The 12953-nt window shown below is 40.1% G+C and carries 9 protein-coding genes; 8 read left to right on the forward strand and 1 reads right to left on the reverse strand.

Annotated elements, in window-relative coordinates; genetic code table 11:
- Positions 1-55 precede the first annotated feature (55 nt).
- From ACFIMM_RS07605 to ligA, 8 genes are all read left to right on the forward strand, one after another.
- A complete protein-coding gene (locus tag ACFIMM_RS07605; protein ID WP_375628832.1) occupies positions 56-976 on the forward strand; it encodes a D-alanine--D-alanine ligase in 921 nt (306 codons plus the stop codon).
- The gene (locus tag ACFIMM_RS07610; protein ID WP_375628834.1) at positions 964-1875 is read left to right on the forward strand and encodes a cell division protein FtsQ/DivIB; all 912 of its coding nucleotides are present in this window, start codon (positions 964-966) and stop codon (positions 1873-1875) included. Before ACFIMM_RS07605 ends, ACFIMM_RS07610 begins: the two co-directional genes overlap by 13 nt.
- The gene (ftsA, locus tag ACFIMM_RS07615) at positions 1872-3173 is read left to right on the forward strand and encodes a cell division protein FtsA (RefSeq protein ID WP_375613372.1); all 1302 of its coding nucleotides are present in this window, start codon (positions 1872-1874) and stop codon (positions 3171-3173) included. Before ACFIMM_RS07610 ends, ftsA begins: the two co-directional genes overlap by 4 nt.
- 63 nt (positions 3174-3236) lie before the next feature.
- Positions 3237-5009 carry a cell division protein FtsZ gene (gene ftsZ / locus ACFIMM_RS07620; protein WP_375612001.1) on the forward strand — a complete coding sequence of 591 codons (1773 nt, stop codon included), beginning with the start codon at positions 3237-3239 and terminating at the stop codon, positions 5007-5009.
- A gap of 213 nt (positions 5010-5222) precedes the next feature.
- The gene (lpxC, locus tag ACFIMM_RS07625) at positions 5223-6107 is read left to right on the forward strand and encodes a UDP-3-O-acyl-N-acetylglucosamine deacetylase (RefSeq protein WP_375628837.1); all 885 of its coding nucleotides are present in this window, start codon (positions 5223-5225) and stop codon (positions 6105-6107) included.
- 158 nt (positions 6108-6265) lie between these two features.
- Entirely contained in the window at positions 6266-7159 is an 894-nt protein-coding gene (locus ACFIMM_RS07630) for an outer membrane protein assembly factor BamD (protein WP_375612003.1), read from the forward strand.
- Between the two features lie 6 nt (positions 7160-7165).
- On the forward strand, positions 7166-8827 hold the full coding sequence (gene recN, locus ACFIMM_RS07635; RefSeq protein WP_375628839.1) for a DNA repair protein RecN: 1662 nt from the start codon (positions 7166-7168) through the stop codon (positions 8825-8827).
- A gap of 111 nt (positions 8828-8938) precedes the next feature.
- Complete coding sequence (gene ligA / locus ACFIMM_RS07640) at positions 8939-11098, forward strand: NAD-dependent DNA ligase LigA (RefSeq protein WP_375638330.1); 2160 nt, start codon at positions 8939-8941, stop codon at positions 11096-11098.
- 712 nt (positions 11099-11810) lie between these two features.
- Here the strand turns inward: ligA and ACFIMM_RS07645 are convergent.
- Positions 11811-12215, reverse strand: a complete 405-nt coding sequence (locus ACFIMM_RS07645; protein ID WP_375638329.1) for a hypothetical protein — start codon at positions 12213-12215, stop codon at positions 11811-11813.
- Positions 12216-12953 lie beyond the last annotated feature (738 nt).

Genomic DNA, 12953 nt, shown 5'->3' on the forward strand with positions numbered 1-12953 from the left:
GTGCTGATGTATTCTATATAGACTACATATAGTATGCGAAAGAGGGTGATTTATTATGAAAGATAAACATATAGCTGTGTTAATGGGAGGTTTTTCTTCTGAACGGTCTATAAGTTTATCTTCAGGGGCGGCGTGTGCTGATGTTTTAGAGGTGCAGGGGTATCGCGTGAGCCGCGTGGATGTTGATGCTCATATTGCTTCTGTTCTTGAACAGTTGCAGCCCGATATTGCCTTCAATGCGTTGCATGGTCCATTTGGTGAAGATGGCCGGATTCAGGGGATTCTTGAATATTTAAAAATTCCTTATACTCATTCTGGCGTGATGGCATCTGCTTTGGCAATGGATAAGGGACGTGCAAAAATTATCGTTGCAAATGTTGGGGTTTGTGTTGCTCCTTCTCGTATCATGAGCCGCTTTGCTTTGGGTCGAACGCATCCCATGGAGCCTCCTTATGTAATTAAACCTGTGTGTGAAGGATCAAGTTTTGGTGTTGTCATTGTTCAAGGAAATGAAATTGCACCGCCACATAATATTGGGGGAGCTGAGTGGGGGTATGCCGATGAGGTGATGATTGAAAAATATATTCCTGGTCGTGAATTGACTTGTGCTGTTTTGGGGAACGAAGTGCTGGATGTGTGTGAAATTCTTCCCGATAAACACTTTCCATTCTACGATTATGACTCAAAATATAAAACGGGTGGTTCTCTTCACATTTGTCCTGCACAACTTTCACTAAATATTTACCAAAGTGTGCAAAGAATGTCTTTAGCAGCCCATCAGGCGATAGGGTGTCGAGGTGTTAGCCGTTCTGATTTTCGTTTTGATGAAAAAACGGGAGAATTGGTTTGGCTTGAAATTAATACGCAACCAGGTATGACCTCGACGTCTCTTCTTCCTGATATTGCAAAAGCGAGCGGCCGTACTTACGGCGATATTGTTCAATGGATGGTGGAGGACGCATCATGTATGCGTTGAATGTTAATAAAACAAATGTTCCGATGGAGGTGCTTTCAGTGCCGGCTTTGCCACGTCTTTATCGTCGTTTTCTTCGGTTTATGTTTGAGTTTGTTTTTGTCAATATTCATATTCCACGCCATTTTGGCTCTTTTGCTGTTGTGTGGTTTTTCTTTGTTACGGCTTTTTATGGACTTTCATCAAGTGGTCAGATGGCTGTGATCGTAAATACGATCATATTGGATAGTAGTTTTGTGGTCACTCATGTCGATATAAGCGGTAATAAGCGCTTGGCAAAGCAGGATATTTTTAAAATTTTAAAACTTGATGTTGCGCCTTCTATATTCACTTTTGATGTTGAAAGAGCGCGTTCTCTGTTGGAAAAACAGGCTTGGGTGCAATCGGCTAATGTTCAGAAAATTTATCCCAATAGAATGCGCATTTCCATCGTGGAGCGTGAACCCTATGCCATTTGGCAACATGATGGCATAATGGATATTGTTGATAATACAGGTCGTGTCATTGTGCCTTTTAAAGGGGAAATTGTTCGGGATTTACCTCTTGTGGTTGGGCAGGGTGCACAAAATGCTGCTAAAGTGTTTATTCAAGCGCTGTCAGTCTATCCGGAAGTATATGATCGTATTCGTGCTTTTGTGCGGGTAGGTGATAGACGTTGGGATCTTGTTTTGAATAATGGAATGCGCGTTATGTTGCCTGAAAATGGTGCTCTTGAAAGGCTTTCTTCTCTTTTTTCGTCCGGTATAATGCAAGATCTTTTATCTCGCGATATTCTCAGTGTTGATTTACGTCTTGCTGATCGAATTACTGTTTCTTTATCAGATGAAACGTTGGAGCGTTATCATACTACTGTAGCAGAAGAAGAACGTATTTTAAAAGCGCGAAAGGCAGGAAGCCTATGATGCTACTCAGATCACATCATTTGAAGGGGCGTAAAACACGTTTTTTAACGGTACTTGATGTCGGTTCAAGTAAGATTGTTTGTCTTATTGCTTGTTTGCGTCCTTTGAAGCATGCACACTATTTACATGGTCGTACACATTCTACGGAAATTCTAGGCTTTGGAGTGCAGCGTTCACGTGGTATTAAATCCGGTGTTGTCATGGATATGTTTGCAGCAGAACAATCAATAAGATTGGCTGTTGATGCGGCAGAAAAAATGGCGGGTTTGGTGGTGGATTCAGTGATTGTGAATTTTTCCTCAAGTCGATTACAAAGTGCTTTGATTAATGGAAAGGTTCATTTGAATGGTCGTGAAGTCACCAAGCGTGATATGCGTATGGCCTTTTCAGATGTTTCGCGTAAAGCCTTTGATGCTGAACGTCATGTTATGCACTCAGTTCCAGTTTCTTATGTATTGGATGGAGATAAAGGAATTTTTGATCCTATTGGCATGGCAGGGGAAACATTTGGTGTCGACGTGCATGTGGTAACAGCAGAAACAGCCTCTTTGCGTAATTTGGAAACTTGTATTAATCGTGCACATTTGAGTGTTGAAGCAATGGTTGCTACTCCCTTTGCAAGTGGTCTTGCTGTCTTGATGAATGATGAGGCGCGTTTAGGGGCTGCATGTATTGATTTTGGTGGTGGAACAACAACATTTTCAGTGTTTTTTGAGGGGAAATTTATTCATGCAGATGCTCTTGCTGTTGGGGGGCATCATGTCACTCTTGATGTTGCGCGCGGATTTTCTATGTCTTTAACAGAGGCGGAACGTTTAAAAGTTGTTTATGGTTCAGCACTTTTAACAAGTGCTGATGAGCGGCAAATGATTAATGTAGCAGAAATTGGGAGTGAACAGCGTGAAACTCAATATCCTCGCGCGGTTCTTGGGCGTATCATTCGTGCGCGTGTTGAAGAAATTTTAGAAATGGTCCGTGATTGTTTAAATCGTTCTGGTTTTGGTCACATCATTGGTAAACGTGTTATTTTGACTGGGGGAGCAAGCCAGTTAACAGGATTGCCAGAAATGGCACGTACTATATTAGGAAGAAATGTTCGTATCGGGCGGCCTTTAGGTATTTCGAGGCTTCCTTCTCTTGCAAAAGGGGCGGCGTTTACATCTGCTGTTGGGTTGTTAATTTATCCGCAATTGGTGGGTTTTGAAGAAAAAACAATGCAGGCGGCAGGAAATCATTTATCGATGGGCACGCGTGGATATTTTCAGCGTGTTGGTCAGTGGTTGCGTGAGAGTTTTTAGTTAAGTCTAGTTGGATAAATTTCATCGCTTTGGCTTGCGGTGTCTTATGAGAAGGAAAAGAAAATGACGATTAATCTGCATCGGCCAGATATCGCGGAATTGAAGCCACGCATTACCGTTTTTGGTGTTGGAGGTGGTGGCGGGAATGCCGTGAATAATATGATAAATGCTGGTCTTCAGGGAGTTGACTTTGTTGTTGCAAATACGGATGCACAGGCTTTGGCTATGTCAAAGGCTGAACGTGTTATCCAACTTGGGGCAGCTGTGACAGAAGGTTTGGGTGCTGGGGCTTTGCCTGAAGTTGGACAAGCGGCGGCGGAGGAATGTATTGATGAAATTATTGATCATCTTGCAGACTCTCATATGGTTTTCATTACTGCTGGTATGGGGGGAGGAACTGGAACAGGGGCTGCTCCCGTTGTTGCTCGCGCAGCGCGTGAAAAAGGTATTTTGACTGTTGGTGTTGTGACAAAGCCGTTTCAGTTTGAAGGCGCACGTCGTATGAAAACGGCAGAGGCTGGTATTGAAGAATTACAAAAGTCTGTCGATACATTGATTGTTATTCCCAATCAAAATCTTTTCCGTATTGCAAATGATAAGACAACGTTTGCTGATGCTTTTGCTATGGCTGACCAAGTGCTTTATTCTGGTGTCGCTTCCATTACGGATTTGATGATTAAAGAGGGTTTGATTAACCTTGATTTTGCTGATGTTCGTTCTGTTATGCACGAAATGGGTCGAGCCATGATGGGAACGGGTGAGGCATCTGGTGATGGGCGTGCTTTGGCTGCGGCTGAAGCTGCTATTGCAAATCCATTGTTGGATGATACCTCTATGCGTGGGGCGCGTGGTTTATTGATTTCTATTACGGGTGGTCGTGATATGACTCTCTTTGAGGTTGATGAAGCTGCTAATCGTATTCGTGAAGAAGTAGATGCTGATGCGAATGTGATCTTTGGCGCTATTGATGATGAGTCATTGGAAGGTGTTATTCGTGTTTCTGTGGTTGCCACCGGTATTGATCGTGAAGTTAGTGATGTGGTTCAGTCCTCTCATCCTCAGATTCAAAGGCCTGCTTCTTCAATACGCAAGAGCGATCCTGGAACGTCACATAGTTCTTTTCATGTTCAATCATCGCCTCTGCGTTCTGAGTCAATGGTAGAAGTGATCGAATCACTTGAAATAGAGAAGGGTAAATCAACCGGAGAACAGTTCCGTCCCAAAAGTCAAATTTTTGCACAACCTGCAGAAGCAATGACAACACGAAGTGCCACGAATGCTGTTGCGTATGGTTCAAATGCTGTTCAGGAACAGAGATCAAATGTGCCTCGTATGCAAGTAAGCCGTGGTTCTCAACAGGCGATGACGGCTCCTGTGAGTATGGAGGCAACAGCGCATGTTCTTGATGAGATGACAGGGCTTGTGAAGCAAAAAGAAAAGCCAGTGCAACCAAAACAAATGCAACAAATGCAAGCGCGCGCTCCAATGCGTATGCCTGAGTTAAAGGATTTTCCTCCTGTTGCTCATGGACAAAGCCAAAGAACATTTGTGACGGATCAGGGTCCTCGTAATCTTTGGCAGCGTTTGAAACAGAGCTTGACACATCGTGAAGAAGCTGAGCCAGAAGCGAGGCTGGAGCCTGCTGTTAGATCGTCTCAGCAGAAAGATTCTCATGTTTACAATAAAAACTCTCAGGCGCTTTCTCAAGATGCTTCTGTTTATGTTCCACGTCGTTCTGGTGAGCTGCATCCTCAGGTACCACAAGATCAGCGTACTTTTATAAGTGAAGAAGATCAGTTGGAAATACCAGCATTTTTACGTCGTCAGGCAAATTAATTGATGAAAAATGAGGTAAAGTAAGAAATTTTATTATTTCTTTAATGCTCAGTTAAAAATTATACAGTAAAATATATTACTGTTTTTGGATAAAATACTTTGTTTTAAAAAGACCGCTTACAATAAGCGGTTTTTTTTTATTATTTACTATGAATATTTTTTATAGTTTTATAAATTTTGTTAAAAGATGTACAAGCAATTTAATAAAATGATATGATGAATTTAGTACCAAAATATCAGTCTACTCTTAAAAAAGCAGTAACATTTAAGGGGATTGGCGTTCATAGTGGCTGTTTGTCAGTGGTAAAGGTTTGTCCAGCGGATGTTGGGTGTGGTATTGTTTTTAAGCGTTGTGGATTAGACGGAACAGAGAAAATATTTCAAGCCCATGCATCGCAAACAGGAGAAACTGAATTATCAACAGTACTTGGAGATGGAGATGTAAGGGTTGAAACAATTGAACATTTGATGGCGGCAATTGCTGCTTATAATTTGGATAATCTTGTTATTGAAGTGTCACATAATGAGATTCCTATTTTGGATGGTTCAGCGTGGCTATATTGCCAAGCTTTTGAAGATGTTGGTATTGTACAGCAAAATGCGTTGCGTTCTTATTTCATTATAAAAAAGCCGGTGCGGGTTGAAGGAGCTCATGGTGTTGCAGAGCTTTTGCCATTCGATGGACGTCGTTTTGATATAACGATCTCTTTTCCTTCTTCTGTTATTGGTAAGCAACATTTCAGTTTTGATCTTACCACACGAGGGTTTAGGGATGATTTGTCACGTGCGCGCACTTTTGGTTTTATCAAAGACGTGGAAGAATTAAGGCTTTCTGGAAAGGCGAGAGGCGCTTCTTTGGAAAATTCTCTTGTTATCGACCTTAATGATAAAATTTTAAATCCCGATGGTCCTTATTGGGAGAATGAATGTGTTCGGCACAAGATGCTTGATGCGATTGGTGATACTGCTTTGCTTGGGGCACCTTTTATTGGATTATTTCGTTCTTATTGTAGTGGGCATAGAATTAATGCGCAATTGGTGAAGGCTGTTTTGGCAGACGAATCATATTATGAAAAAAGCTTTTTAGAGAAAAAGTAAAAAAATTGGCAAGATTTTTTTATCGTTTATTTGATTTTTAAGGGGATGATTGACCTAAACTGCTAAATTGGTTATGTGGATTTTAAAGTGATATGGTATAAAACCTTTGATAAATTGTTTTTGCTACAAGGTGATATTCTGTGGAGGCCGGAAAAACTATGAAAAAATCTCATGTGTGCATTGGAAATATGACATATAGAAAATCTAACATTGTACGCAAGATATTGGGGGTGGTGCTTTTGGGAAGCACCTGTATGTTAGCGGGATGCCTCTTTAAAGAGAAAAATACCCTTGATCCATCTGCTTATGTTTTGAAAATAGAGCCACCAGATGTTCTCTATAATCAGGCGCTTGCTAGCCTTGAAAGTGGGCGGCTTGGGGATGCATCGAAGAAGTTTTTGAAGATTGAAAAACAGTACGCTTATACAGACTGGGGACGTAAATCTTTGGTCATGGGTGCTTTTACTAATTATCGACTCGGAAAGTATGATGATTCAATTAGTATGGCTCAACGCTATATTACTCTTTATCCAGGGTCGACTGACTCGGCTTATGCATACTATATTATTGGTCTTTCTTCTTTCCGTCGGATTCCTGATGTTACACGTGATCAACGTGATACGAAACGTGCTATTGCTGCTATGCAGCTTCTTATAGAGCGTTATCCTAATTCTGAGTATGTCAAGGATGCTAAGGATAAAATCCGTTTTGGTCGCGAACAGCTGGCTGGTAAAGAAATGCAGATTGGCCGTTATTATGAAGAGGGGCGGCGCTATCTTGCGGCAAGTAGACGGTTTCGTACCGTAGTTGAAGAGTATTCTGATACAAATCAAATTGAAGAAGCACTTTTCCGCTTGACTGAGGTTAATCTTGCTCTCGGCTTAACGGCGGAAGCACAGACGGCAGCAGCTATTTTAGGACGTAATTATCCCAAAAGTGAGTGGTATAAATTTTCTTATAATCTCTTGCAGAAGAATAAAATATCACCACGTGAGCATAAATCTTCTTGGATCTCAAATGCTTTAGGTGGTGACAAGAAGAGGGTACGTTGATTCTCTATGTTGGTACAGCTTTCGATTCATAATATTGTTTTGATCGAAACGCTCGATATTCATTTTACAGCGGGGTTGACGGTTTTAACTGGAGAAACGGGTGCGGGGAAGTCTATTCTCCTTGATGCTTTATCACTTGCTCTAGGGGGGCGGGGTGATGCTTCGCTTGTGCGTCATGGGGCTGACCGCGGGCAGGTCACAGCTGTTTTTGATGTGTCTGTTTCACATCCTGCACGTCAACTTATTCGTGAGAATGGTCTTGATGATGAGGGTGATATTATTTTACGACGTGTGCAATCAAGTGATGGACGTAGCCGTGTTTTTATCAATGATCAGGTGTCTAGTGTTGCATTGATGCGGAGTGTTGGCCGTTTGCTGGTTGAAATCCATGGACAACATGATGATCGTGCGCTTGTTGATGTTGCTACACATCGCCAATTATTAGATGCCTTTGGTGGTCTTGAAGATGAAGTGGAAAATTTGCGTCAGTGTTATCACACATGGCGTGAATGTGAGGAGCGTTTGCAACAGCAGCGTCTTAAAGTAGAGAGCGCTGTACGTGAGGTTGATTATCTTCGTGCGTGTGTAGAAGAGCTTGAAAAGCTTGATTTTCAAGTTGGTGAAGAAGATGCTCTTTCTCTTCGCCGTGCAGATATGCTTAAATTAGAAAAAATAGCAACGGATATAAAAGAAGCGGATGATCTTTTAACGGGTCAAAAATCACCAATCCCAGTGCTTTCCAATTTGGTGAGGCGTTTGGAGCGGAAAATTCCTGAGGCGCAAGAACTTATTGCACCAGTGGTGAAATCTATTGATGAGGCATTGCATGCACTTGCAACAGCACAAGAAGGTATTGAGGTGGCAATACGAGCATTGGACTTTGAACCTGATGAATTGGAACGGATAGAAGAACGTCTTTTTGCTCTTCGGGGTTTTGCTCGTAAATATCAAGTTTCTGCGGATGAATTGGTTCAGTTACGCGATAAAATGGATGCTGAACTGGCTGATTTTGAAGAGGCTCAGACCATATTGACACGTTTTGAAGATGAGGCAGAGCAGGCAAAGAAAAATTATGATACATTGGCGCAAGCCTTAACAATAAAGCGTCGGGAGACAGCAAGGCATTTATCTGAAAGTGTTATGGCTGAGTTGCCGGCATTGAAGTTAGAGAGGGCTGAATTTATTGTTGAAATGCAAAGTGATATGGAAAAGCGGAGTGCAGAGGGATGTGATCGTATTGAATATTGGGTGCGGACAAATCCTGGAACACGTGCTGGGCCGATGCTTAGTGTGGCTTCTGGCGGTGAATTATCTCGTTTTTTGCTGGCATTAAAAGTTGTTTTATCTGATCGAGGATCAGCACCGACGCTGATTTTTGATGAAATTGATACAGGCGTTGGGGGGGCTGTTGCAGCGGCTATTGGGCAACGGTTGCAACGCTTATCAGAACATGTCCAAGTTTTCGCTATTACGCATGCTCCACAGGTTGCATCGAAAGCGCATGGTCATTTTCTTATTTCAAAAATTGAGAGTCATGATAAAGGACGCTTTGTTACTGCGATTCATAAAATGAAAGAACATGAGCGTGCAGAAGAAATTGCCCGTATGTTGGCTGGAGAACAGATTACTGAAGAAGCGCGTGCAGCGGCTCAAAAGCTTCTCGCATAAAGGTAATTAGTCAGCGATAAAAATACTAGAAAGCTTATATTTATTGAGATTCACTTGATGAGGAGGCGTGAGAGGCCCTTGTGGCAGCGCTTGTAATTTGGAATAGATTTTATGAACAAAGATGCATATAAAAATCTCACAGCTGTTGAAGCAGAACGTGAATTAGAGTGGTTGGCAAAAGAGATTGCACGTCATGATGTGCTTTATAATCGTGATGATCAGCCTGAAATTTCTGATGCAGAATATGATGCTTTACGTCGTCGTAATGCAGAAATTGAAGCTCTTTTTCCAGAGCTTATACGTATTGATTCTCCTTCACATAAAATTGGAGCACCAATTTCTGAAAAATTTGAAAAATCTGTTCATGCACAGCCTATGCTTTCACTTGATAATGCGTTTAGCTCTGAAGATGTTACTGAATTTGTTGAGCGTATTCGTCGTTTTTTACGGCTTCCAGAAACACAAGTGTTGGAAATAACAGCGGAGCCAAAAATTGATGGTTTATCTTTGTCTTTGCGCTACGAAAAGGGGCAGCTTGTGCGTGCGGCAACGCGTGGGGATGGAACTGTCGGTGAAAATGTGACGGCAAATGCCCGAACAATTGCTGATATTCCACAAGTTTTGCAAGGTGATTTTCCTGATATCATTGAGGTGCGTGGTGAAGTTTATATGGGGCGGGAAGATTTCCAAGCACTAAATATCAGCCAACAAGAGAAGGGCAAGTTAACCTTTGCCAATCCTCGAAATGCGGCGGCTGGTTCTCTCCGTCAGCTTGATTCACGGATAACCGCTAGCAGAAAACTTCAATTTTTTGCTTATGCTTGTGGTGAGGTGAGTGAAATATTGGCAGAAAGTCAAATGGAGATGATGAAAAAGCTAAAAGAGTATGGCTTTGTTATCAATCCATTAACAAAAGTCTTTAAGACAGTAGAAGATATTATTTGCTATTATCACGATATCGAAGAATGCCGTCATTCTTTAAGCTATGATATTGATGGCATTGTTTATAAGGTTAATGATTTGATGCTCCAAAAGCGCTTGGGGTTTGTTTCTCGTTCGCCGCGTTGGGCTATCGCCCATAAATTTCCAGCAGAAAAAGCGATAGCGCTTTTGGAAGATATTGACATTCAAGTTGGTCGCACGGGAGCTTTGACACCTGTTGCACGTCTTACGCCTATTACTGTTGGTGGAGTGGTGGTGACCAATGCTAGTTTGCATAATGAGGATTATATTAAGGGAATTGGTCATAAAGGAGAGCCCATTCGTGAAGGACGTGATATCCGTGTAGGTGATAGCGTGATTGTACAACGTGCTGGTGATGTGATCCCTCAAGTTATTGATGTTATCATTGAAAAACGCCCGAAAGATGCTGCTGTTTTTATTTTTCCTCATTTGTGTCCAGCTTGTGGGAGTCATGCTGTTCGTGAAGTGGGAGAAGCCGTGCGTCGCTGTACAGGGGGGCTTATTTGTCCTGCACAAGCAATTGAACGTATTCGTCATTTTGTTTCACGCAATGCTTTTGATATTGAAGGCTTGGGTAAAAAACAGGTAGAGTTTTTTTTCTATGCTCAAGATGAGGCGCTTTGTATTCATACACCAGCCGATATTTTTACTTTACAACGGCGCCAAGAAAAGTCTTTGATACGTTTGGAAAATATGGAAGGTTTTGGTATTGTTTCAGTTCGGAAACTGTATGATGCTATTAATGCGCGCCGAGAAATTCCTTTGAGCCGTTTTTTGTTTGCATTGGGGATTCGTCATGTTGGCGAAGTGAATGCACGCCGCCTTGCACGTGCTTATAAAAATTATACAGCTTTTGAAACTGCGGCTATGGAAGCATTTATGCCATGTGATAAGGAAAATGAAGAAGGAAATGAGGCTTGGATGGAACTTACCAATATTGAAGGAATTGGACCACAGGTAGGGGGCGCAATTGTTGATTTTTATAGAGAAGCGCATAACCGTGAGATTTTATCTGTTTTGCTTGAAGAAGTAACTCCTCTTGATGAGGAGCCTATCATAGCAGATTCTTCACCAATAGCGGAGAAGATCATTGTTTTTACAGGAACTTTGGCGCATATGTCACGCGATGAAGCAAAAGCATTGGCAGAGCGATTAGGGGCTAAAACATCTGGTTCACTTTCTAAAAAAACAGATCTTCTTGTTGCAGGACCTGGAGCGGGCTCCAAATTGGCTAAAGCTGAAGAATTAGGTGTTGAGGTTATCGATGAAGAGGCTTGGCTACAGCTGATTGAGAAACATAATGTTTAGAGGATGTTTTCTAGAAGATGCGTATGCTGTTTGTGTGGTTATCTCTCTTACATTTGGGGGAGCTGGAATCAAAAAGGAGATAAAGGGGCTATTTTTTGTAAACATAGAATGCCAATATATTTTGATATTTATTAAGTTATTAAAAATGATTAACGCTGAGCTTAAATATTAAACTTAAACTATTATGATGAAGAATATGCAAGGTTATTATTAGTAAAAGATATAAATTATTACTGTGAAGAAAGGTAAAATTTTTGAACAAATATGTAGAGTTTAATCCAAAATGCCGTAATAAACCGATTATAATGACGTAATAGAAATGTAACGCGGAAGATTACAAAATATAATAAAACATTCCGCTATAAATGAATAAGGGATATAAATGCGAGTTGTTTATTATGTTGAATTTATAAAAGATTACTGGTACCTATACTTATCAGGCATTATTAGATGGTACACTTGTCCAATTTCATTACAAAATTTCGGATATTCGCTAATGCGTCTAGCAGCATAATTTTTTTCCTGACTTCCTTCATCTCTCTCAAATTTCTCAGCATAGGAAATTTCGTTTATTAGAGCTAGTATTTGGATTGAGAATATTTCAGAATTAAATACCATTCGTGCGTATCTAAACATTGGATCTGTCGAGTTCATGACTAAATTTTTTGCCCAAATGAAATCGTTTTCTTTCCAATTATATTGAGAATGTAGCTTATGTATGTAGGTAGGTAGGTAGGGATAATGCTGGAAATTTTTTATTGTACTCTCCCTGTAATAAGTCCACAAGGCATGCACACCAAACAACTTTCGCATGGATAAGATTTATATTTTCAGGAATTAGTACTATCATCCCAGGGCTTAGAACATGATATACACCATAACTCTTATTATCCAGATATTTTTTTGCAATTTCTAGGCGCTCTTCGTATATATTATCAGGATATTGTGTCTTTACGTACTCTTCGTATAATTTATCGTACTGATTTTGAGTAATGACTTGATTTTCAGAAAATAAAGCAATAGGAACTCGCTTAAATTTAGTAATTTCCTTCAATACAGAAGGCCCAATATAGTATCCAAATAATAATATTACGGAATAAAATAAAATTATACGCATTAAGATAGTCACTTTATTTCTAAAATACTGGATAAGGAAAGGATATAGATTACTAAGATCTGTGCTTAAGATTTTGTTAACTAACAAGCTATAAGACACACGTTTTATTGTGTATTTTTCAGAGCATTTGTAAAACTCTGTAGAGAGTTTGAATCTTCTTTATTTACGTGACTGTTTTTGTGTTATCTAGTTTTTATATCCTCTGTTATTGTCGTTAATTTTTAGCTGAATAACACATTCAGGTAAAAACACATGCCTCCATATATGTTGTTTTTATACTGTGCAGTTGGAAACTATCTATATTGTGGATAACGTTTTTTCAACAGTAAGTAATAGTCTAGAAAATAATATTGTATTGTTAACTATGCAAATAAATAAAAAATCTTAACGCTGATGTTATCATCATGCTCCTTCTTTTAATTCTAAATACTTAATTTTATTTCATGGCAGATTCTATTTCATTGTAGCAATATGTATTATAATGAATTACAGCTATTGTAAATGATTCAAGAATTAAAATAATATAAATTATCATTGTGAAGCAAACAAAAAGGTAAAATTTATTCGAATAAATATGCAGAATTTTTGAATCCAAACAGCGTAATAAGCTGGTTATAATAGGTGTTTTAGAAATACGATGCGGAGGGTTACAAAATATAACGAAAGTTTCCATATAAAGAAACTAGGGATATGAGAGTGTCTAGATGGAGATCGCCAAGATAAGTATTACCGCGTATA

It is taken from the genome of Bartonella sp. AP258QHHD, assembly GCF_042196145.1.
In the GTDB taxonomy this organism is placed as follows: domain Bacteria; phylum Pseudomonadota; class Alphaproteobacteria; order Rhizobiales; family Rhizobiaceae; genus Bartonella.